The sequence below is a fragment of the Virgibacillus dokdonensis genome (assembly GCF_900166595.1).
Classification (GTDB): Bacteria; Bacillota; Bacilli; order Bacillales; family Amphibacillaceae; genus Virgibacillus; species Virgibacillus dokdonensis.
The window spans coordinates 1,267,777-1,291,233 of sequence record NZ_LT745763.1; the positions used below are offsets into that span (position 1 = coordinate 1,267,777).

A 23,457-nucleotide genomic window follows, 5' to 3' on the forward strand; every position below is an offset into this window, starting at 1 on the left:
TGACATAGGTTTCCACGAGTCTAATGTTATATTAGTTAATCTTCACTTACTTTTTTCCAATTTAGACAATATCCAGAGGTAAATGGCAATTCCTCCAAAAGTTATGATTGTACTAACGATTAGTTGTGTTTCGTATTGCAATGTGGTCAGATTTAGTAAATAATCAGGAAGTGTTAACAATGCTATTATAATGATTAAAGTCCATGATTTTGCCCAAATGGAAAAACCTATTATAAATAGTACTGTGATTACACCAATGATTAGGCTTCCAGTATTGCCGAAATAAATGACGGGAGTGTCGATGGCTCTATTTAGGTAGATTAACCCAATAAATAGAGCGATGGGCAGTATCGCTATACCAGCCAATATCAACCCCTGTCTTTTGAGAGATTGATTTGATGTAGAAATATATTTAAACCCTGTGAAAACAGAAGCAATAAATATTGCACCAATTATAATATGCCCGATAATTTCCAAGATAGAATAGGAGAGGTTGCCTTCTAATAAGTCAGGGAAAATTGTAATAGAAAATGATCCAAGAATGATTAGGCAAATGTATTTAAACCATGTTCTATAGTCAATTAACATCTCGTTAGAAACCATCTCCATATATTCTTTCGGAGATTTTCCAATAATTTTTTCAATGGATTTTCCGTTTTTTTCGGCTTCGGACAAATGGATTTCTAATTCATTCACAATTTCCTCAATTTCATCCCATTGTTTTCCACTTGAAAATAAGTATACACGTAAGTTTTCCAAGAACTCTTGGCTTTCTTTAGAAAGTTTTAACTTATTCTTCAATGATGTCATCTCCTTTTGTATATTTTGTATCTGGCTCAAAACACAACACTTTGTTAATATTAGACTGTAAATTATTCCAGCGTTCTATAAATTTATTCAATTCTAACTCCCCCTTTGGAGTTAGTGAATAATATTTTCTCCTTGGTCCTGCTGTGGATTTTTTTAAGGTAGATTTAACTAATTCTTCTTTTTGCATCCGCAATAACAATGGATAAATTGTACCCTCACTAAAAGAGTGGAAACCATAACTTTCAAGTTTTTCTGCCATTTCGTAACCATATACTTCTTTATCCTTGATAATTGCCAGCAAACAGCCATCAATGATACCCTTCAGCATTTGTGTTGTAGACAAACTTCCCCCTCCTTTCTCACTAACTTGTAATACAAGAGTTATGTTTATAAAGTATCATGCATTACATGATATATATGAAGAATAGCATTATTAGTCTTGTAATGCAAGGTATAATTCAAAGAAAATCCATATAGAAAAGATTCCACACGATTATCCGATTCACGAGGATAAAATACTATATATATAATAGAAGTTTTCCATATGATAATCCGAATACCCCTTTTTCTTTTATTTCAAAAGTAATATCTTCAAAAACCATATTTCCACCATACATTTTTGCGATATGATTCACACTGCAAATAATCATTTTCCTTCCTCCTCGTAATGGGACAAATGCTCTGCCCCCATGTCCCAGTCCGCATTAATACCTTATGTCCGTTCAACTAACAATCAGCGGGGATAAAGCGCCCCGCTGATTGAAGTTTTACTTTATCGGATTGTTACACATTCCAATCCGAACATTTTCGCTAAATCTTCTATTTGTTTAGCTGTAACTGCAAATGATAGAACTGTATGGTGACCTCCACCATATTCAACCCATTTTTCCACGCCATGCTGGAATCCGGCATTTATAGTCACCATTTGACGAGCGACCGGAAGATGCGGGGCAGGTTCCGCTGGGATACTTCCTTCTACTTCGTACATTACCATTCGGAAATGATCACCAAAGTCGGAAACAGTCAAGTTCACACCTTCTCCTTCCACTCCATCAAACACTAAGCGTGCAGGGTCTTCCTTATCACCAATACCTAGTGGGTGAACTTCCACACGTGGCTTCGTGCTTGCTAAGGTCGGATCAACTTCAAGCATATGCGAGCCTAGAATCGCTTCCTCACCTTTCACTAAGTTGTACGTATAATCTTCCATAAAGCCTGTCAACTTGTTATGAGTCATAATCTTAATTAAACGGTCAAGTGCTGCTGTTTTCCAGTCACCTTCACCAGCAAAACCAAACCCAGCTTCATTCAGACGCTGTACAGCCATACCAGGGAGCTGCTTCATACCCCATAGATCCTCGAAGTTCGTCGTGAATGCAGTATAACCACCGCGCTCTAAAAATCTCTTCAATGCGATTTCAATCCTAATTTGTTCTTTCACTTGGTTTTCGAAAAATGCTGGATCATTTTCACCTACTACAAATTCGTATTTCTCTTCACACTCTTTATAAACCTCATCAATCGCTTCATCCGTCACTTCATTCATTTCAGCGACTAAATCACCAATACCGAAGTAATCGACTGTCCAACCGAATTGAATTTGTGCTTCAATCTTATCCCCGTCCGTAACAGCCACATTACGCATATTGTCACCAAATCTAGCAACTTTAATGTTGAAGCTTTCATTATAAGCAACAGCAACATCCATCCACTGTTTAATTTCCTTCTGAACATCTTCATCTTTCCAGTGGCCGACAACAATTTTATTATTTTTCTTCAAACGAGCATTAATGTAACCATACTCTCTATCCCCGTGTGCACTTTGGTGTAGGTTCATATAGTCCATATCAATGTCTTTCCATGGAATATTATTCGCTAACTGTGTATTCAAATGGAGCAACGGCTTTTGAAGTAGCTTCGTCCCTCTGATCCAGTTTTTCGCTGGAGAGAATGTATGCATCCACGTAATAACACCAGCAACACGATCATTATAGTTAATTTCCTTCATAACCTCTGTGATGCTATCGGCAGTCGTCGCAACTGTTTTAAATACAATCGGATAAGGGAAATTACCCTTTTCATTTAATTCATTCATGATTTCTACCGCGTTTTCCTTAACGGCATTCAATGCTTCTTCCCCATATAAATGCTGACTTCCTACAATGAACCAAAATTCATATTGATTTATTTCCAACATAATAAAGACCTCCTTGAATTAAATATCTTAAGTTTCCCCTGCTCCATTCACATGGTTTGAATCTCTTTACAGTACTGTACGTTTAATATTTTGTAAATCGCTTACAACTTGTATTGTATATTAATGATACGCACAAGTCAATAATAAGTTTATTTATACGTATAAAAGATAGGTGAATCATCTCTGTAAAACAATAGAACCCTTAATAAATCCACGTGTTCCAAAGCATATGACACTACACTATTTATACGAACAAAAATATTTTAGTTGATTTGTCTGTACAATAATGATATTATTTATTTGTGAAAGCCTTTACTTCCAGCTGAAAGTAACCATATAAAAGAGGAGGTACATTAGTTATACGCAATTAATTCATATTTTTTAACATAGTTGTACTGATAAATAATTCCATTCACTTGCTAGTACTCTCATTACGTTCTTGTTTGTAAGCCTTTACGATTTTAAAGAAGTTATTTTCGAGAAATGTTCTACACCTAGGGAGGGAATTTAATTGGTAAAAGAAAAAAAGATTTCTCATAAGTTTATCTATTTCTTTGGAGCTTTTGGAGGAATATTATTCGGTTATGATATTGGTGTTATGACAGGAGCGCTTCCATTCCTGCAGCAAGATTGGGGACTGCAAAATGCGGCAACAATTGGTTTGATAACTTCTTCTATTATGTTAGGGGCAATCTTCGGTGGTGCTCTTGCAGGACAACTTTCGGACCGTTTCGGGCGCCGGAAGATGATTCTAGCTTCTGCGATTATCTTCGTTATTGGATCAATCCTTTCGGGAATTGCACCGCCTAATGGTGATATCTTCTTAATTATCGTTCGGGTCTTTCTTGGTCTTGCCGTTGGTGCAGCATCTGCACTTGTTCCGGCCTATATGTCAGAGATGGCTCCAGCCAAGTTACGGGGACGCTTATCTGGGATAAACCAGACAATGATTGTTTCCGGGATGTTACTGTCCTATGTTGTTGACTTTTTACTAAGCGGATTACCAACGACGATGGCTTGGCGCTCTATGCTTGCGATGGCAGCGGTACCAGCTATCATTCTGTTTCTCGGTGTATTAAAGTTACCGGAATCGCCTCGTTTCCTTATTAAAAATAATAAGATTGGCGAAGCTCGTCAGGTACTAAGCTATATTCGCCCAAATAAAGAAGCAATTGAAACCGAAATCAAAGAAATTCAAGAGAGCAGTAAGCAAGAAAATCAGAAAGTTTCTTGGGGTGCTTTATTAAATAGTAAATATCGCTATTTAGTTATTGCCGGTGTCGGTGTCGCAGCCTTCCAGCAGTTCCAAGGAGCTAACGCGATATTCTACTATATCCCGTTAATCGTAGAATCAGCTACTGGACAAGCAGCAAGCTCTGCATTGCTGTGGCCGATTATCCAAGGTATCATTCTAGTAATAGGTTCCTTAGTGTTCCTTGTCATTGCGGATAAATTTAAGCGTCGGACATTGTTGACCCTCGGGGGTACAGTAATGGGGCTTTCCTTTATCTTCCCGGCGATCATCAATTCCATTGTTCCAGATGTGAACCCGATGATGATTGTTGTGTTCCTAAGTATTTATGTCGCATTCTATTCCTTTACATGGGCACCTTTAACGTGGGTAATTGTCGGAGAAATCTTCCCGCTGCTCATCCGCGGACGTGCATCCGGTTTGGCTTCATCCTTTAACTGGATAGGATCTTTCCTAGTCGGATTGCTCTTTCCGATTATGACTGCATCGATGGCACAGGAAGCTGTATTCGCTATCTTTGGTATCATTTGTCTACTCGGAGTCGCCTTTATCCGTATCCGTGTACCAGAAACTCGCGGCCGCACATTAGAAGAAATTGAGAAAATCGGTGAAATGAAAGGATTGGCAAAGAATAATAAAACAGCCTAAAATGAAGAGAGAACCAGAATAATAGATTTTGGAGGTAATTTTTATGAATCTTACAGAGACGTCCACAGCGATTCAGCAAGGCGATGTATATCTCGGGATTGAATTAGGTTCTACGAGAATCAAAGCTGTCCTAATTGACAACGATTTCAATACGATTGCTGCTGGAAACTATGCCTGGGAAAATAAATTCGAAAATGGCATGTGGACCTATTCCCTTGAAGATGTTTGGAAAGGGATTCAAAGCAGTTATCTTCAACTAGCTGCTGACGTAGAAAGTAAATATCACACAACACTTTCAAATATTCGTTCCATTGGGGTAAGTGCCATGATGCACGGCTACTTACCCTTCTCAAAAAATGATGAATTACTAACACCGTTCCGTACATGGCGGAATAATACGACAGGACAGGCGGCACATGACTTGACCGAACTATTCCAATTCAATATTCCGGAGCGCTGGAGTATTGCCCATCTATATCAAGCAATCCTTGATCAAGAAGAGCATGTACGTGAGGTTGATTTCATTACAACACTTGCAGGTTATGTCCACTGGAAGTTATCTGGAGAAAAAGTGTTAGGTGTAGGTGATGCTTCCGGCATGTTCCCAATTGAAGAATCGGGTTCTTATTCCGATAAGCATATAAAGCTGTTTGAAAACCTGGAAAATGTCTCTCAATACGACTGGAACCTTCTTGATATCCTCCCAAAAGTATTACAAGCAGGGGATCATGCAGGCACATTATCAGAAGCTGGTGCCAGATTACTAGATATAAACGGAAACCTTCAAGCCGGTAGTATCATGGCTCCTCCTGAAGGGGATGCGGGAACTGGAATGGTTAGTACGAATAGTGTTCGGAGACGAACTGGAAATATTTCCGTCGGGACTTCTGCCTTTTCCATGCTTGTCCTTGATAAACCATTACAGAAAGTCTATAAAGACATCGATCTCGTGACAACACCAAATAATGAGCCTGTTGCGATGGTCCATACGAATAATTGCTCTTCCGATATTAATGCTTGGGCTGGTATCTTTCAAGAATTCGCTGAACGTCTTGGCGTTAACCTTGATGAAGGCCGCTTATTTGAAATCCTATTCCACTCAACAACAAGATCAGAACCGGATGCTGGCGGATTAGTCAATTATAGTTATTTATCTGGTGAAAATATCACGAAAATGCCAGAAGGACGCCCTCTATTCGTAAGAGATGTCAATAGTTCCTTCACACTCGCTAACTTCTTCCTTACGCAGTTGTATGCAGCATTTGCTCCACTGAAAATTGGAATGGATATTTTAATTAATGAAGAAAAAATCGAGACAAATGTTTTAATCGCACAAGGCGGCCTATTTAAAACACCTGTCATCGCCCAACAAATCCTCTCCAATGCACTAAATATACCGATTACGGTTATGAAAACGGCTAGTGAAGGCGGTGCTTGGGGTATGGCAGTACTTGCAGCTTACGTGAAGCAAGGAAATAAGGAAATCAGTTTAGAGGATTTCCTTGACCAATACGTATTTACTGACCCGCAAAGTTCTACATTAAGCCCAGAACCTGCGGGGGTGGAAGGTTACGAGCAATTCATTACGAAATATAGGGCCGGACTACCAGTTGAATTAGCGGCAATTGAACATATTTAATCCATGAAAAATCCGAATGATCTTCCCTCCTCCCTTAGAGTATAAGGTAAGGCTGAATCATTCGGACTTTTTATCACGCATTAACGGTCTGTAATACCCCCCACTTCTAAACACGAGGGAAGCCCAATATGTGAAGGTGGGGGATATACAGTCCGTAAATACCTGATTCTGTTCAACTAACATTCAGTGGGGGGTAAGGAATTCCCCACTGAATGAAGTTTCACTTTACTATCCCTTCTTTTCCTGAAGAGAACCGTTAACTACCTCTAATTCTAGAACGGAATCGCGTTCGATCAACTCCGGCTCATAAACTTTGGAACGGACTTCCTGTTTATTAATCATATCAATAATCATTTTCCCTGCATCAAATCCCATCTTTTCCTGAGGATGGCGAATCGTCGTCAAGCTTGGATTCGTGTATTTGGAAAACGGGTAATCATCCACGCCAATAATCGAAATATCTTCTGGGATTTTTAAGCCAATCTCTTTTGCGAAATTCATAATTTGAATTGCCAGCTGATCATGGTAACAAACGATTGCCGTTGGAGCATATTTAGAACGCGTCAGCATCGTGTGCAGCTTTTTGAAGATATTATCTATTTTTTCCTCTGTCTGGTACATCATCATATCGCCCATATTCGAGATTTCCGGATGGTCCTGATAAGCTTTGATAAAGCCATTCATCCGGTCAACCCCTTGCTTATCATCAACCTTGAATATTCCTACAATCTGCTGATGACCTTTAGAAATTAAGTAATTGGTCGCCATCTCCCCTGTTTTCACATCATCCATCACTAAATACGGAATATCGAGATCATCGTACGTCGCGTTGATCGATAACATCGGGATACCCATCGCTTTTATATTATCGTACATATTTTTATTGAGATTATTTCTCGCACTCTTTGTCGGCTCGATAATAAATCCTGACAATTGGTTGGCTGTCAGATTCGTTAAACTTTTCCGTTCTTTCTCTGGATTGTTCTGAGTATCGGCAATAAGTATCGAGTAACCGTATGCGGAGATATAATTATCGATGCCGCTGATGATATTCGGGAAAATATAATCCGTTATATGTGTTGATATGAGCCCTATCGTTTTATTTTGAATTTGCTGCTTCGGTTTACTTTTCCAGTCATTTACAAATATCCCGGCACCTTGAATCCGGTAAACGTAATTATCCTTCTCCAGCTCATCAATTGCCCGGCGCACCGTGAAGCGGCTTACTTCATACATTTCCATTAATTCTGATTCCGTCGGTAACTTATCACTCACCTGATAAGTACCCGATAAGATCTTCTCACTTATATCTATTTTAATTCGTTCATATTTTTTAACCATGGCTAGATCCCCTTTTATATCATGACAAATTTATTATATCACAAAGAAAAAACGCTGCCTTGAAGAAGTAATTGATACACTCTTCAAAACAGCAGCGTTTTATTCAAGTTATCATTTATTTTGTCCATAATAAGCATTTTTTCCATGTTTTCTTAAATAATGTTTATCTAATAGGTAGGAATCCATGTCGATCTGATGGGGGTTCAATTGCAATGTATGATACGCCATCTTGGATACCTCTTCTAAAACAACTGCATTATGGACCGCATCCTCTGCTGATTTACCCCATGTAAATGGACCGTGATCGTTGACGAGAACTGCTGGTACTTCTAACGGATTAATTTTTCTTTCTTCAAAAGTCTCGACAATTACGTCACCCGTCTGCTTCTCATAATCATGGACTACTTCCGATTCCTTCATTTTTCTCGTAACTGGAACCGGACCATAAAATGTATCCGCATGTGTCGTGCCAGCAGCTGGTACATCAAGGCCGGCTTGCGCAAATGTCACTGCCCATGGCGAGTGGGTATGAACGACTCCTTGGATTTCTGGAAAATGTTTATATAATACAAGATGAGTTGCTGTGTCACTCGATGGATTTAAATCACCTTCCACAATATTCCCTTCCAAATCAAGAACAACCATTTGCTCTGATGTTAGTTCCTTATAGGCCACACCGCTCGGCTTAATGACGACGAGATTTTTTTCCCGATCAATCCCGCTGACATTTCCCCATGTGAACGTTACAAGATTATATTTTGGCAGTAACATATTCGCTTCATAGACTTCTTGTTTCAATTTTTCCAACATCGAGACTCATCCCCTTACAGAATTATTAACTACCCTCATCTTACATCACTTGTCCGTATAAGTCAAAGGTAATTGACTTTCATACGTATAAGTGATACAATTGCATTGTAACCGTTTACTCAATCTAGAAAGTTGGTGCTCATAATGGTGACAATTACAAAAGAAAAATTAAACGCTCAGACAGACATTCCCTTAATGAAATATACGGTGGACAAAGGAAATGGTTATTCCTTTTCCTGTCTTAATGTCGGCGCTGCATTAACGTCGCTAACAATGCCAGATAAAGACGGCAAGACTAGTAATATTTTACTTAGCTTCAATGACCCGGAGGATTTTATAACAGATCAGACGTACTTCTTTGGTAAAGCAATCGGCAGGGTCGGCGGAAGAATTAAAGATGGAGCTTTCCAGTTTAATAATGAATATATTCAATTGCCGCAAAATGAAGGTAATAACACATTACATGGTGGCAACAATGGATTCCATAGCTTATGGTGGGACGTTTCCGAACTTGAGAATGGCATAGTTTTCACGAAAACCATTGATCCTGAGATGGACGGCTTCCCCGCTGAACTCGCTGCGTCCATTTCATACACTTGGATTTCCGGAAATCAGTTACAAATTGAGTTTACCGGTGAAAACCAATCCGAAATGGCGACCTTGTTCAATCCGACTACCCATAATTATTTTAATTTAAACGATAATAAAACAGCTGGACTCAAAAGTCATCTATTAAGCATTCCTGCGCGTGAGACGGTGGAGCTTGATAAGAACCAAATCCCAACTGGTAAACTACTAAATATTTCGGGCACAGCTTATGACTTTAACAAGGAAAGTAGTCTCTTAGAAAAATTAGAGTCTGTCAAACAAATTGGAGCATCTGGCTTTGATGACCCTTATAAGGTAACGGATTCAGAGATTGCCGTATTAAGGAATTCGGATAATGGACGATATATTCGCATCCACTCAGATCGAAATGGACTTGTTTTCTATTCTCTAAACGCGACTGAATCAAAGGAAATCGTAAATGATGGGCATGCCTTATCCCCGCATATGGCTGTTGCACTCGAGCCGCAAACATTACCTGGTGCAGTTCATCATCCGGATTTTGGTAATATTGTGCTTGATGCAGGTGATAAAAAGACATATCGGATTATTTATGAATTGTCAGTTGATGCGTGATTTTACGGGATAAACTCAATCGTTAGGAGCAGAGTCCAAACGCGCTCCCAGCCACTTATAAATAAGGGGTAATCGGAAAATAGTGTGGAAAGAGGATTAAAAGGTACCCTCTTCCATAGCCTTGATCAGTGTGGAAATATCAGCCCCATAGATTTCCTCATACACCCATTCATAGCCTGCTTGTTCCAAATTTGGAAATTGATCAGGTAACATTTTTCCAAAAGTAATCTCAACTTCTTTGAATTTCTTTTTCTTTTTTATTTTACGATAGCCTTGTGTAAATAAGATTTTTGCTCTGAGGGCTTCAAAAGAGTAACCACGACCAACATGGTTCATTGTCTTAATTAAACGATTCAGGGATTCTGTATAGGCGTTTGTAATTGGAGAATTGAAATAGTTGAATATCTCTTCTTCCCAATTGTTCACTGCTTTTATTAGATCACCAAAATAAGCCATCAATTCTTTAGGTATATTTGAAAACCAGTTTTGATACAGTTTATAGGCTTCGTTGATTGATTCAGCCTCATAAATGTCAAAGAATTGCTCTTTAAGCTCATATGCTTGACCAAGTAACGGGAATGTATCAGTCCATATTTGTAATTTTATTTGGTCATCAAAGTCATTAAGGTCTTTACGTCTTGTTAGAAGTACGTAACGGTCTCTCATGAGTTGCCTACGTTCTTTGGACATTCTGGCGATTAGCCTTTCGTATCTTTTCCAGGGCTTCATTGGCTAATTTAACAACATGAAACTTATCAATTACGATTTTGGCATGTGGTATCACTGATTTAACAGCACTTTTATAAGGATTCCACATATCCATTGCTACAAGTTCAATTTTATCAATGTCTTTGAGTCTTGAAAGATAACTGATAACCACATCTTTATTCCGTTTACGTAAAATATCAATTACCGACTTGTTTTCAACATCAGTGATGACACAACGATAATTTTTAAGCAAATGAACTTCATCAATACCAAGCCATTTAGGAGTTCTGAAATCTGTATGTGCTTCAAGTTCAGAAACATAATCATTGAATATGTTTCGAACAGTTTTTTCATCTACACCTATATCATCTGCAACGCTGGTAAAGGTCTTTTCGAGACTTGCTTCTTGAATCCAATCTATAAGTCTATTAGTAACCGAACGACTAACGTCCATATCGGGAAGGTTCTCAAAAAACGTTTCATTACACTCCCTACATTTATATCTTTGGCGATTGACATAAATACCAACACGTTTAGCGTGCATTGGTAGGTCGAAATATAGTTGTTGTTTCTTACCATGTTTGTATAAGTTTGCAACAGTACCACACTTTGGACAATGTGAAGGGGGGTAGTGTAGTAGACTCAACTAAGAATCTATAATCATATTCGCTTTCTTTCATATCCAGAATCTTTAAGTTTGGTAGATTGAGCATATTGGTTAACATTTACTTTTTCCTTTCAAAGTTTAGAATTAAAATAGAAAACTAATGAAAACAGCTCGTGAAAACCTAAATTAAAATAATGGTTTGACATAGGTTTCCACGAGTCTAATGTTATATTAGTTAATCTTCACTTACTTTTTTCCAATTTAGACAATATCCAGAGGTAAATGGCAATTCCTCCAAAAGTTATGATTGTACTAACGATTAGTTGTGTTTCGTATTGCAATGTGGTCAGATTTAGTAAATAATCAGGAAGTGTTAACAATGCTATTATAATGATTAAAGTCCATGATTTTGCCCAAATGGAAAAACCTATTATAAATAGTACTGTGATTACACCAATGATTAGGCTTCCAGTATTGCCGAAATAAATGACGGGAGTGTCGATGGCTCTATTTAGGTAGATTAACCCAATAAATAGAGCGATGGGCAGTATCGCTATACCAGCCAATATCAACCCCTGTCTTTTGAGAGATTGATTTGATGTAGAAATATATTTAAACCCTGTGAAAACAGAAGCAATAAATATTGCACCAATTATAATATGCCCGATAATTTCCAAGATAGAATAGGAGAGGTTGCCTTCTAATAAGTCAGGGAAAATTGTAATAGAAAATGATCCAAGAATGATTAGGCAAATGTATTTAAACCATGTTCTATAGTCAATTAACATCTCGTTAGAAACCATCTCCATATATTCTTTCGGAGATTTTCCAATAATTTTTTCAATGGATTTTCCGTTTTTTTCGGCTTCGGACAAATGGATTTCTAATTCATTCACAATTTCCTCAATTTCATCCCATTGTTTTCCACTTGAAAATAAGTATACACGTAAGTTTTCCAAGAACTCTTGGCTTTCTTTAGAAAGTTTTAACTTATTCTTCAATGATGTCATCTCCTTTTGTATATTTTGTATCTGGCTCAAAACACAACACTTTGTTAACATTAGACTGTAAATTATTCCAGCGTTCTATAAATTTATTCAATTCTAACTCCCCCTTTGGAGTTAGTGAATAATATTTTCTCCTTGGTCCTGCTGTGGATTTTTTTAAGGTAGATTTAACTAATTCTTCTTTTTGCATCCGCAATAACAATGGATAAATTGTACCCTCACTAAAAGAGTGGAAACCATAACTTTCAAGTTTTTCTGCCATTTCGTAACCATATACTTCTTTATCCTTGATAATTGCCAGCAAACAGCCATCAATGATACCCTTCAGCATTTGTGTTGTAGACAAACTTCCCCCTCCTTTCTCACTAACTTGTAATACAAGAGTTATGTTTATAAAGTATCATGCATTACATGATATATATGAAGAATAGCATTATTAGTCTTGTAATGCAAGGTATAATTCAAAGAAAATCCATATAGAAAAGATTCCACACGATTATCCGATTCACGAGGATAAAATACTATATATATAATAGAAGTTTTCCATATGATAATCCGAATACCCGAAATATTGAAGAAGCACTTACTTTATTTTGCGACCAACAATGTAAAGCAATGATTGCTTTAGGGGGTGGATCCGTTATAGACTGTGCAAAAGTAGTTGGGGCTAGATTTGCTTATCCAAATAAATCTATATCTAAAATGAAAGGTCAATTAAAGGTTCGTAAAGAGACACCAACATTATATGCTGTCCCGACTACTGCAGGGTCTGGGAGTGAAGCAACGTTAGCAGCTGTTGTTAGTAATCCTGCTACTTCCGAAAAGTATGCTATTAATTCCCCAGTGTTAACCCCAAATTATGCTTTGCATGATCCAAAATTGCTTGTTAATCTTCCGCCGTTTATGACGGCAACCACAGGTATGGATGCGCTAACGCATGCAATTGAAGCGTTTATCGGAAAGAGCAATACGCAAAAGACGCGTGATTGGAGTAAGCAGGCTGTGGTTTTAATTTTTGGAAATTTGGAACAAAGTTATATAGAGCCAGAAGATTTAACAGCTAGAGCAAGCATGCAAAAGGCTTCCTATCTAGCTGGAAAAGCTTTTACTCGCGCTTATGTTGGCTATGTTCATGCTATCGCTCATACATTCGGTGGTTTTTATCAGGTGCCACATGGTTACGCAAATGCTATTATATTGCCATATGTTTTGGAATTTTATGATGACGTGGTTTACGATTTATTGGCTGAACTTGCAGATACAGTACAGCCTATCAACCAATTCTCATCTAATAAAGAGAAAGCACTTTGGATGATCAGGGAAATAAAACGAATGAATAAAGCAATGGGTATCCCTGAAAAAATAGCTACAATTGATAAAGGTGTTATCCCTAAAATGGTAGAAAGGGCTCTAAAGGAAGCAAACCCATTATATCCAGTCCCTAAAATACTAACTAAACAAGATTTGTACCACCTGTATTATCAAATTACTGAATGATTATCCATACTGAGATTTTTGGCTACCGTTTCCGTTTTTTTCGATAGCTACTACACCCTGATCGCGACATAAAAAGATACGATTATTTCTCATCTGTCACCATATGATAAGATGTTATAAATGGTCGATCTGCATAATAATCGGGAGTTTTCACAGATGGATTCTTATGTGCTTGTTTAAACTGATCTGACGTTTTCCAATTCTCAAAATCTTGTACAGAGCGCCATTGGGTGAAAACAATGTAGGTATTTCCTTTTTTTGGTTTCAACAGGCGAAATGCTTGGAATCCTGGCATTTTTTCTACCTCATGTTTGCGATTTTGAAAATGATGCTCAAAAACGGGTTGCCCTTCTTCTGTTACGGGTATGTTATTCATAACAACATATCCTTCTTCTTGTATCGCTCCAATTGTAATTAAAATTACATATTCTCTTCCAGAATTGAAAATGCTTTTAGCTTTATCCTCATAATAGGCAAGCGAACTGGATTCACCATGCATAAGGGATATATGTTTTTTTGGGTGTTTATCAATGATTTTTTGTAAGAATTCAGCGGTGCCGTTTGTCATGTGAGCAAACATAATCATTACCTCCTCGTATAGTATGTTTAGGCATTACTTTCGCCTTCTCAATCTTGAGTCATTCATAAAAATTGATCTGCTAGTGCACCCGTTACTTTTTACTACAGGCGGACGCTTTCCTCAGGGCTGCTTGAGCCTCCTCGCTCACAAAAACCGTTCGCTGTGGGGTGTCAAGACTCATGCTCTCCCCGCTGGAGTCGCCGCCTTCCGTTCCAAGTAACTTGGTTTGGAATTCATGATGAGTAAAAGCCTTAAATAATATGTCAAATACCTTGGACGTTCCGTGATGTTCCTAGATAATGGGCTTAGGATCATTTGGGACAATTCTTTTTTCCTCCTGCGGGCATAACTGCATTACTAAGACTGTTTCTCCGTGTGCGTTTCGACCTTCAACCTTTCCATAAAGACTTGGCGCTAAGCTAAGTCTTTATGAAGTGAAATTAGACAGTAGATGCTTGACTTACTATAGTAAGTATCTCTTACCTACTATACTACCTTAGTGAACAGGAGCTAAGTCAAATCATTTCTCTTTTTTCCAGATATGCTGTAAAACTCTCACCTACTTCAAGAACTGAAAATAGAGTATAGGTGTTTTAAACACAGCCATTTTTGAAGCGTTCTGCATCATATTATTAAGAGAAATTGAAACAATTATTATTTAATATGAAATATAAATACTTTAAGATTATATCATTCTGTCGTATAATGTAGAAGTGACAATATAGAGGTGAACCAATGAGCAGAATAGAAAAAAGGAAGAAGAAGCGTTCACGCTTGTTGAAGAAATGGAAAATAATTTTATATAGTTGTTTGTTAATGATAATCATCGGGTTAGTTAGTTATGCTTCCATTATTTTTGGTGGTCGGTTGATTGTTGATGATGAACAATTTTTTTTGGACGCAACGACAACGGTAGAAACAAGAGATGGCAAGGTAATTGGAAGGCTTTATCATGAAAATCGCACCTTAGCTAATTTAGATGACATACCTGAGCATGTGCGAGATGCATTTATTGCTATTGAAGATCGCAGGTTTTATGACCATCAAGGGGTTGATTTTCGTTCTGTTTTTCGAGCGGTGTATAAAGATATTTTGGCTATGCAGAAAGTAGAAGGCGCTAGCACGATTACACAACAACTTGTTAAAAATTTATTTTTAAGTCATGAGAAAACATGGCTTCGTAAAACCAAAGAAGTCATGGCATCTGTTTATTTAGAACGCACATTACCGAAAGAGCGGATATTGGAATTGTATTTAAACGAAATTTACTTTGGACATGGCGTTTACGGCATAGCTACAGCTGCTAAATATTATTTTTCCAAAGATGTAGAGGATCTGTCTATAGCAGAAGGTGCATTGTTAGCTGGTCTTGCTAAAGCACCTAATGGATATTCACCCATTAACTATCCTGAAAAGGCAATAGATCGCAGGAATACAGTACTCTTGGCAATGAAAGATATTGGCGTTATAAGCGAAGAACAACAAAATAAAGCAAAAAAGCAGGAGCTTGATCTGAAAGTAAATAAATGGGATCCTGAACCATGGTGGACAGACTATAGTGATTTTGTTATGAAAGAAGCCGCTCAAGAACATCGTTTATCGTTAGAGGAATTAAAGCGAGGCGGTTATCGTTTAATTGTTAACGTTGATCCTGCTGTACAAAAAGTCGCTTATGAACAATTTAAACAGAATTCCTATTTTCCTGGGAGCACGGATGATGTACAAGGCGCTTTTACGATGATGGATCACAAAACAGGGGATATCGTAGCAGTAATTGGTGGACGTGATTTTACATTTGGTGACTTGAATCGAGCAACTGCATCGAGGCAACCAGGTTCTACCTTCAAACCACTAGCGGTTTATGGTCCAGCACTTATGAAAGAAGAAAAGTATCACCCTTATGCTTTAATACCCGATCAAAAACAAGCCTATGATGGTTATACAGCTGAAAATTACGATGACCAGTATGGTGGTTTTGTTTCCATTTATGATGCCATTCTTTATTCTAAAAACGCCCCTGCTGTATGGTTATTAAATGAAATTGGGATTACGGATGCAAAGAAGTATTTAAAAAAGCTCCATCTTCCTGTCGAGGATAAAGGATTAGCTATTGCTTTGGGTGGATTATCTAAAGGAGTAACGCCAGCTGGATTAATGGAAGCTTATACTAGTTTTGCTCAGCGTGGAAAAGTCGTTAAAGCTCAAGCTATTTATCAAATTAAGGATCGACACCACCAAAAAGTGTTTCAAGCGAATCGAAAGGCAGAAAAAGTATTTAGTCCACAAGTAGCTTGGAATATGACGGAAATGCTAGAGCAAACCGTTAAATCAGGAACAGCGTCAGCAGGAAGTTTTACAAAAGCATTAGCTGGAAAGACAGGATCTACAGAGCATCCGCAAATGGAAGGAAAGGTAAAAGATGCGTGGTTTGCAGGCTATACCCCAACGTATGCAATGGCATTATGGATGGGGTACGATCAAACGGATGAGGAGCATTATTTAACGGGCGGAAGTGCCTATCCGACGAGGTTAGTGAAATCTATTTTAACAGAGATCGATCAGCAAGAGCCATTGGCGGATTCGTTTGCGAAACCTGCAGAAGTAGATGCTTTACCGGAACCTATCATACTACCAGAAATTAAAAATGTACAAGCCAGTTATGCTTTTGGTAGTTTGTCTTTGTTTCAGGGGAAGATTACTTGGCAAGGGTCAGAGGATGACCGCGTTATCTATCGAATTTACCGAAAAAAAGAAGGTATCGATGAACGAGTTGGTCAAGTCAAAGGAGAAATGGAATTTGTAGTTGAAAACGCATTGTTGAACGCGAAAGAATATTATGTTGTCCCTTATGACCCGTTGACAAAAACGGAAGGCTCACCATCTAACACAGTAACGCTTAGCTGGGGAGCATGATTTAGACAAAATAATGACAAATAGTAGCGCTTACTGTACACAATTCCAGATGATCGTTATAGTAAGATTGGGAATATAGAACGTTGAAAAGGATGGATGGGCATGGCAAACAAATTCAATGATACGATTATTCGAGCTTATAAAGGGGAATCTACGAATTATACACCAGCTTGGTTTATGCGTCAGGCTGGGAGGTCACAACCTGAATATAGAAAATTAAAAGAGAAGTATTCTTTATTTGAAATTACACATCAACCAGAATTATGTGCCTATGTAACGAGATTACCAGTAGAAAATTACAATGTAGACGCAGCCATTCTGTATAAAGATATCATGTCTCCACTGCCAGCATTAGGGGTGGATGTGGAAATTAAATCAGGTATTGGTCCAGTGATTGATAATCCAATTGCCTCTCTTCGTGATGTAGAAAAGCTTGGAGCAATTGATCCACAATCCGATGTTCCGTATGTATTGGAGACAATTCGCCTGTTGACACAAGAACAGTTACAAGTACCCTTAATCGGTTTTAGTGGCGCTCCTTTTACATTGGCGAGCTATATGATTGAGGGAGGACCATCAAAGAACTACAGTAAAACGAAAGCATTTATGTATCAGCAACGAGAAGCATGGTTTTTATTAATGGATAAATTGGCTGATATGACCATTACGTATGTAGAAGCTCAGATTGAAGCTGGTGCACAGGCTATTCAAATTTTTGATTCTTGGGTAGGTAATTTAAATGCATCTGATTACCGTATTTTTATTAAACCAGTAATGACAAGAATTTTTTCTGAACTGCAACGACATGATGTCCCACTCATTCTATTTGGTGTCGGCGCACGGCATTTATTGATGGAGTTTAACAATTTACCTGTTGATGTGATTGGGTTAGACTGGAGGACTTCCGTGCAAGAAGCAAGGAATATGGGAGTTACGAAAGTGTTGCAAGGAAATTTAGACCCAGCTATTTTGTTAACAGAATGGGAAATGCTAGAGAAGCGAACACAAGCTATATTGGATGAAGGCTTAGCAGATGGAAACCATGTTTTTAATCTTGGTCATGGCGTGACGCCAGATATTCAACCGGCTACATTAAAAAGATTAACTACGTTTATTCATGAGTATAGTCAGCGAAATAGGTGAAAAGAAAAAATTAAATTTGCGAGGTGTTGAAGCATGGAAAAAAAGAAAATGGGATTATTAGTGATGGCTTATGGAACACCATACAAGGAAGAGGACATTGAACGGTATTATACGCATATTCGCCACGGCAGAAAGCCTGAAGCAGAAGCATTGCAAGACTTAAAAGATCGTTACAAAGCAATTGGAGGCATATCTCCATTGGCAAAAATAACGAATCAGCAAGTGGAAAAACTGGAGGCAACATTAAATGCAGTTCAAAACGAATATGACTTTAAAGCATATACTGGGTTAAAACATATTGAGCCATTTATTGAGGATGCTGTGCAACAAATGGCTGAAGATGGTATGGAAGAAGCGGTGTCAATAGTTTTAGCACCACATTTTTCTACTTTTAGCGTACAATCCTATAATAAACGAGCAAACAATGAAGCTGAAAAATATGGTATTACGATTACTTCAGTGGAAAGCTGGTATGATGAGCCTGGTTTTATTAAATATTGGGCTGATCAAATTACCGACGTTTATGCCAAGATGGCAGACGAGGAACGGGAAAAAGCAGTGCTGATTGTTTCTGCCCATAGTTTGCCTGAGAAAATTTTACAGGATGGTGACCCTTATCCACAACAGTTAGAAGAAACCGCCAAACTAATTTCAGAAGCAACTGGGATTAAGAATTATGAAATTGGTTGGCAAAGTGAAGGCAACACGCCAGATCCTTGGTTAGGACCAGATGTACAGGATCTTACAAGAGATCTTTACGAGCAAAAGGGATACCAAGCTTTTGTTTACGCACCTGTAGGTTTTATAGCCGACCATTTAGAAGTGTTATATGACAATGATTACGAATGCAAAGTAGTTTGTGATGAAATAGGTGCATCCTATTATCGACCAGAGATGCCAAACGTACATCCACAATTTATTCATACATTAAGCGATGTTGTACTAAAGCAAGTAAAGCGTGAACCGAATGAATAATTCAAAACAAATTGTCATTATAGGCGGCGGTATAACAGGTTTATCTGCTGCCTATTATTTACAAAAACAGCTCGTTGAAAAGCAACTTCCTTATAAGGTGAAGCTTGTGGAAGCAAGTAGTCATCTAGGGGGGAAAATAAGAACGTTGCACCGGGATGGATTTACGATTGAACAAGGTGCAGACTCGATGTTAATTCGTAAACAGCCGGCTATGAAATTAGTGGAAGAGCTACATCTTGAAGATCAAATTGTTCGTAATGCTACGGGAAAATCCTATATTTTGAAGGGAAATAAGTTCCACCGTATGCCACAAGATACCTATATGGGAATTCCAAAAAATGCGCGTTCTATATGGAATTCTACATTAATTTCTCCGAAAGGAAAATTAAGAGCTTTGGCAGATTTATGGAAGGGAAAACGAAAAGAAGAAACAGATGAGTCTTTAGCAGCTTTTTTTAGACGTCGCTTTGGAAATGAATTACTCCATAACCAGATTGAAACGCTGTTATCTGGAATTCATTCTGGAAATATAGAAGAAATGAGTTTAAAAGCTTCTTACCCACAATTTCGCCAATTGGAGCAAGAATATGGCAGTTTAATGAAAGGGTTAAACAAAACTATTCCCAAAGTTGCAAAAGATAAAGGGAAAGGGCCGGCACCTGGTGCTTTCTTTTCCTTTCAAAACGGTTTAGGTACTCTAGTAGATCGTTTAGCAGAAGAAATTGGAGAAGAGAATATGATGCTCCAAACAGCGGTTGATCATATTGAAAAAAAGGAACACGGCTATCATGTACTGTTAAGTGATGGAAATGTTTATAAAGCAGATGCTGTTATTATAGCTACACCACATTTTACCGTGCCGAAAATATTTAGTCAGTATGATTTCTTTCAACCTTTTGTGGAGGTACCTGCCACATCAACAGCTAATATTGTGTTGGCGTTTGATAAGGTGAAAATAAAAAAAGATATAGATGGCACAGGCTTTCTTGTTAACAAGAACAGCAATTACCATATTACTGCTTGTACATGGACACATAAGAAATGGCCGTTAACAACCCCAGAAGGGAAAGTTTTAATGCGCTGTTATGTTGGGGGACCGGATAACGAAGAAATAGTCGAGGCGTCAGATGATGCGCTAACAGACATTGTGCTAAAAGATTTACATAAAGCAATGAAATTAAAAGGTGATCCGACATTTAGTGTTGTTACACGTTGGCGAAATGGAAGACCGCAATATACACTCGGGCACTTGGAACGACTTGCTGAAATTAGAAAACAAGCTAGGCTGCAGTTACCTGGTGTTTTTTTAACAGGTTGCTCCTATGATGGTCAAGGTATTCCAGACTGCATTGAACAAGGAGAAAGAACAGCTCAAAAAGCATTACATTTTGTTTTACGTTAACCTTAACCCCCTATAATGGTTGCCATTTTAGGGGGTTATCATGTCGTTACTTTTCTTTCTGATAACTTGCTTCTAATTGATCTACAAGTGATCCTACAAAGTCGACAGCTTTCTTAATAGGTTCAGGCGAAGACATATCCACACCAGCTTTTTGAATTAAATCAAGCGGCTTTAGTGTTCCTCCAGATTTTAATACGTTAATCCAACGTTCGGCAGCTGGAGCCCCTTCTTGCTGGATAGTCTGTGCTACAGCAGTAGAGACGGTCAGACCAGCAGAGTACGTATAAGGGTAGAGTCCCATGTAGTAATGTGGCTGACGCATCCATGTGAGTCCGGCTCCTTCATCCATTGTTACTTTATCTCCCCAGAAATTCGCTAAAGCTTCTTTCTTTTGTTCAGAAAGAACTTTTGCTGTTAAAGGCGTTCCATTTTCGGCTAACGTATACACCCTTTTTTGGAATTCTGCCTCCAGTAAATGCGTCACAAAATTATGATAATATGTCCCTAATAACTGGGTGATAATCCATCTTTTCATTCGCTCATCATCTGTTTTAGCTAATAAGTGATTCGCGAGCAGTAATTCATTTAAAGTGGAAGGTGCTTCAACAAAGTACGTTGAAGGACGAGTATTAAATAAAGACTGTTCTTTTCCGGCAAAGTAAAAATGACCTGCGTGTCCCAATTCATGAGCTAATACAAATGCACCGCGCATGGTATCTGTCCATGTAATTAGGATATAGGGATGTACGCCATAAGGGCTGGAGCAAAAAGCACCTGTCCTTTTCCCAATGTTATCAGCCAAGTCGACCCAACGGTTTTGAATAGCCTGTTTTATAACTTGTTGATATTCTTCTCCCATAATACCGAGAGCGTCCACAATTGTAGCTGTCGCTTCTTCATATGTAGTTACCGGATTGAAGTCTGGATCAAGCGGCGCTTTCAAATCGCATAAGTATAACTCTTCCAATCCCAATTGTTCTTTTTTTAGTCTAGCAAATCGTTGCATATGAGGAGCGAGCTCTGCTTGAATAATATTTAGTTGATTATGATACATATCTGTCGTTACCTGTTGTGGATGCAATAGCATATCTGTGACATTATCATACTGACGTTGCCTTGCCATCACCACTTGCTTGGTAACTTCTGTTGCATAAACGGCAGCGTATGTATGTTGATATTGTCGAAGCGTTTGTACAAAAGATTTATATGCATTTCTACGAGCAGTGTTATCAGCAGTTAGCTCATAACGGTCTTCATACAATGCAGCAGACATAGGAAGTTCATTTCCATGCTCATCCGTAATGGAAGCAAACATCATATCGGATGATGTACTACGCTGATAAATCACATATGGCGCATCGTGAACTTCAGAAAGAGAAGCGAGTAGTTCTTCTATCTGCGAAGACAATGTATAAGGTTTTTTTTCTATTAAATCAGCAAGCATTTTGCGGTACGTTGCTAATTCGGGGTGCCGTTTTACAAAATCCCCAATCGTTTCTGTAGGTATTTCCAGTATTTCTGACTGAATAAAAGATAGTTTTGCTTGAATTATTGCTAGTGCTTGGGCTACTTTTGCGCTATCTTCTTGACGAGATGGGTCTGTTCCATCTGTACTGTTTCGTAAATTAGCATAGGTTGCTACCCACATAACTCTTTTTTGAAAAGCTTCGTAGGTGGCAAGGCATTGATATAATGCAGAAGCTTCTTTTCCTAATTCTCCTTTAAAAATCGCAAATTGTTCTACATCCTTTTGAATAGCCTCTAATTCGTTTTGCCAATCTTTGTGTGTAGAAAATAGATCTGATAAATCCCATGTTAAGTTTTCAGGTACTTTAGAACGAGTTGGTCGTTTCTCCATGGACGCTTCCCCTTTCATAAATTGAAAATTAGTAAACTGTAAATAGTGATGCTGTAAGTTCGATTTGACAACCTTAGTATAAGACGTCTGATTTTAATATGAATTATCTTTCTAAAGCAATCCTGTAGTTATTGGATGTATGTATTATTATATTATAATGACTTGAATAATAATAGGTGTTTTAAGAAAATTTAGTATTCATTTCAAAATATAAGACACTGTAAGAATGCTACTTCAAAAGTTGGAGATAACAGCACTTAAATTCCCAATTCGTTCGCCTAAACAATCCGTCGGAATGAAAAAACCACCTCTGATTGAAGGTTCACTTTATAATTGCAAAATAACTTTCTTTGAACCTGAAAAAAGCTGACATGTTCATTGTCAGCTTTTCTTAATAGGTCGTTCATGCTTGGTACAATTACCAATTTGAATTAAGACAATTTGAAGATGGTACTTGAACTGGTGGCGATGAAGTAGCTTTCTCATACATTTCATTTATCTTGCTGGATGATCACATTCGTCACATAAATTTCCATAGCAGTCTGCTTTTTCTAACATATCATTTCCACATTTACTACATTTTTTCTTAGGTAAATTTCTGAAAAATTCAAGAACGTTGAGCATTGGACTTCCTCCCCCTCGGTTAGTAATTACAAACTATTGTAATATAACAGTATGAAAAAAGTCAATACTGTGTTACAACAAAAAATATTTCTTTATCTCCATTTTTGGTCGTTACCGCAGAAAACCGTATGTAGTGCCGTGGAAAGGCGGCTTAGCAATGTAACAGTATCTAAATATTTTTATTGACTGTTTTAAGGTATGATAACTTGTTTATACTATAGGGAAGTATTCTTGTAATAAAGCAAAATGATGGTTGACTATTCC

General features: G+C 38.0%; 19 protein-coding genes and 1 pseudogene. 8 read left to right on the forward strand and 12 right to left on the reverse strand.

Annotated elements, in window-relative coordinates:
- Nucleotides 1–42: 42 nt before the first annotated feature.
- The 4 genes from B2C77_RS07435 to araA all read right to left on the reverse strand — a co-directional run bounded on the left by B2C77_RS07435 (nucleotide 43) and on the right by araA (nucleotide 3,007).
- Complete coding sequence (locus B2C77_RS07435) at nucleotides 43–801, reverse strand: HAAS domain-containing protein (protein ID WP_077701821.1); 759 nt, start codon at nucleotides 799–801, stop codon at nucleotides 43–45.
- The gene (locus B2C77_RS07440) at nucleotides 791–1,138 is read right to left on the reverse strand and encodes a PadR family transcriptional regulator (protein WP_077706857.1); all 348 of its coding nucleotides are present in this window, start codon (nucleotides 1,136–1,138) and stop codon (nucleotides 791–793) included. The genes B2C77_RS07435 and B2C77_RS07440 overlap by 11 nt, the downstream gene beginning before the upstream one ends.
- 190 nt (nucleotides 1,139–1,328) lie before the next feature.
- Entirely contained in the window at nucleotides 1,329–1,460 is a 132-nt protein-coding gene (locus B2C77_RS22340; protein ID WP_303046200.1) for a hypothetical protein, read from the reverse strand.
- Nucleotides 1,461–1,582: 122 nt separating this feature from the next.
- Nucleotides 1,583–3,007, reverse strand: coding sequence for an L-arabinose isomerase (araA, locus tag B2C77_RS07445; RefSeq protein ID WP_077703049.1), 1,425 nt, complete (start codon nucleotides 3,005–3,007; stop codon nucleotides 1,583–1,585).
- Between the two features lie 511 nt (nucleotides 3,008–3,518).
- Between araA and B2C77_RS07450 the strand changes: the two genes are divergently transcribed.
- Together B2C77_RS07450 and B2C77_RS07455 are read left to right on the forward strand one after the other, a co-directional pair.
- The gene (locus tag B2C77_RS07450) at nucleotides 3,519–4,907 is read left to right on the forward strand and encodes a sugar porter family MFS transporter (RefSeq protein ID WP_077703050.1); all 1,389 of its coding nucleotides are present in this window, start codon (nucleotides 3,519–3,521) and stop codon (nucleotides 4,905–4,907) included.
- A 43-nt stretch (nucleotides 4,908–4,950) separates the two neighbouring features.
- Nucleotides 4,951–6,546, forward strand: coding sequence for a xylulokinase (locus tag B2C77_RS07455; RefSeq protein WP_077703051.1), 1,596 nt, complete (start codon nucleotides 4,951–4,953; stop codon nucleotides 6,544–6,546).
- A 228-nt stretch (nucleotides 6,547–6,774) separates the two neighbouring features.
- Here the strand turns inward: B2C77_RS07455 and B2C77_RS07460 are convergent, their stop codons facing one another.
- Together B2C77_RS07460 and B2C77_RS07465 are read right to left on the reverse strand one after the other, a co-directional pair.
- The gene (locus B2C77_RS07460; RefSeq protein ID WP_077703052.1) at nucleotides 6,775–7,887 is read right to left on the reverse strand and encodes a GntR family transcriptional regulator; all 1,113 of its coding nucleotides are present in this window, start codon (nucleotides 7,885–7,887) and stop codon (nucleotides 6,775–6,777) included.
- A 111-nt stretch (nucleotides 7,888–7,998) separates the two neighbouring features.
- Nucleotides 7,999–8,697: an L-ribulose-5-phosphate 4-epimerase gene (locus B2C77_RS07465; protein WP_077703053.1), complete on the reverse strand. Its 699-nt coding sequence runs from the start codon at nucleotides 8,695–8,697 to the stop codon at nucleotides 7,999–8,001.
- 135 nt (nucleotides 8,698–8,832) lie between these two features.
- Here B2C77_RS07465 and B2C77_RS07470 point away from each other — a divergent pair, with 135 nt between their 5' ends.
- Nucleotides 8,833–9,879: an aldose epimerase family protein gene (locus B2C77_RS07470; protein WP_254844035.1), complete on the forward strand. Its 1,047-nt coding sequence runs from the start codon at nucleotides 8,833–8,835 to the stop codon at nucleotides 9,877–9,879.
- A gap of 96 nt (nucleotides 9,880–9,975) precedes the next feature.
- Here the strand turns inward: B2C77_RS07470 and B2C77_RS22500 are convergent.
- The 3 genes and pseudogenes from B2C77_RS22500 to B2C77_RS07485 all read right to left on the reverse strand — a co-directional run bounded on the left by B2C77_RS22500 (nucleotide 9,976) and on the right by B2C77_RS07485 (nucleotide 12,532).
- Nucleotides 9,976–11,233, reverse strand: a pseudogene (locus B2C77_RS22500) (ISL3 family transposase).
- Between the two features lie 203 nt (nucleotides 11,234–11,436).
- Nucleotides 11,437–12,195, reverse strand: coding sequence for an HAAS domain-containing protein (locus B2C77_RS07480; protein WP_077701821.1), 759 nt, complete (start codon nucleotides 12,193–12,195; stop codon nucleotides 11,437–11,439).
- Nucleotides 12,185–12,532 carry a PadR family transcriptional regulator gene (locus B2C77_RS07485; protein WP_077706858.1) on the reverse strand — a complete coding sequence of 116 codons (348 nt, stop codon included), beginning with the start codon at nucleotides 12,530–12,532 and terminating at the stop codon, nucleotides 12,185–12,187. The genes B2C77_RS07480 and B2C77_RS07485 overlap by 11 nt, the downstream gene beginning before the upstream one ends.
- Before the next feature lie 182 nt (nucleotides 12,533–12,714).
- Here B2C77_RS07485 and B2C77_RS07490 point away from each other — a divergent pair, with 182 nt between their 5' ends.
- A complete protein-coding gene (locus B2C77_RS07490; protein WP_303046196.1) occupies nucleotides 12,715–13,698 on the forward strand; it encodes an iron-containing alcohol dehydrogenase in 984 nt (327 codons plus the stop codon).
- Between the two features lie 82 nt (nucleotides 13,699–13,780).
- On the opposite strand, the gene B2C77_RS07495 is transcribed toward B2C77_RS07490, so the two are convergent.
- Nucleotides 13,781–14,278, reverse strand: coding sequence for an antibiotic biosynthesis monooxygenase family protein (locus B2C77_RS07495; protein ID WP_077703056.1), 498 nt, complete (start codon nucleotides 14,276–14,278; stop codon nucleotides 13,781–13,783).
- 735 nt (nucleotides 14,279–15,013) lie between these two features.
- On the opposite strand from B2C77_RS07495, the gene B2C77_RS07500 reads away from it, so the two are divergent.
- From B2C77_RS07500 to hemY, 4 genes are all read left to right on the forward strand, one after another.
- The gene (locus tag B2C77_RS07500) at nucleotides 15,014–17,191 is read left to right on the forward strand and encodes a transglycosylase domain-containing protein (protein ID WP_077703057.1); all 2,178 of its coding nucleotides are present in this window, start codon (nucleotides 15,014–15,016) and stop codon (nucleotides 17,189–17,191) included.
- A 102-nt stretch (nucleotides 17,192–17,293) separates the two neighbouring features.
- Nucleotides 17,294–18,334, forward strand: coding sequence for a uroporphyrinogen decarboxylase (gene hemE, locus B2C77_RS07505; RefSeq protein WP_077703058.1), 1,041 nt, complete (start codon nucleotides 17,294–17,296; stop codon nucleotides 18,332–18,334).
- Nucleotides 18,335–18,367: 33 nt separating this feature from the next.
- Nucleotides 18,368–19,309, forward strand: a complete 942-nt coding sequence (gene hemH, locus B2C77_RS07510) for a ferrochelatase (protein WP_077703059.1) — start codon at nucleotides 18,368–18,370, stop codon at nucleotides 19,307–19,309.
- On the forward strand, nucleotides 19,302–20,711 hold the full coding sequence (gene hemY / locus B2C77_RS07515; protein ID WP_077703060.1) for a protoporphyrinogen oxidase: 1,410 nt from the start codon (nucleotides 19,302–19,304) through the stop codon (nucleotides 20,709–20,711). Before hemH ends, hemY begins: the two co-directional genes overlap by 8 nt.
- A 46-nt stretch (nucleotides 20,712–20,757) precedes the next feature.
- On the opposite strand, the gene pepF is transcribed toward hemY, so the two are convergent.
- Both pepF and yhfH read right to left on the reverse strand, forming a co-directional pair.
- Complete coding sequence (gene pepF / locus B2C77_RS07520) at nucleotides 20,758–22,569, reverse strand: oligoendopeptidase F (protein ID WP_077703061.1); 1,812 nt, start codon at nucleotides 22,567–22,569, stop codon at nucleotides 20,758–20,760.
- Nucleotides 22,570–23,064: 495 nt separating this feature from the next.
- Nucleotides 23,065–23,193: a protein YhfH gene (gene yhfH / locus B2C77_RS07525; RefSeq protein WP_077703062.1), complete on the reverse strand. Its 129-nt coding sequence runs from the start codon at nucleotides 23,191–23,193 to the stop codon at nucleotides 23,065–23,067.
- Nucleotides 23,194–23,457 lie beyond the last annotated feature (264 nt).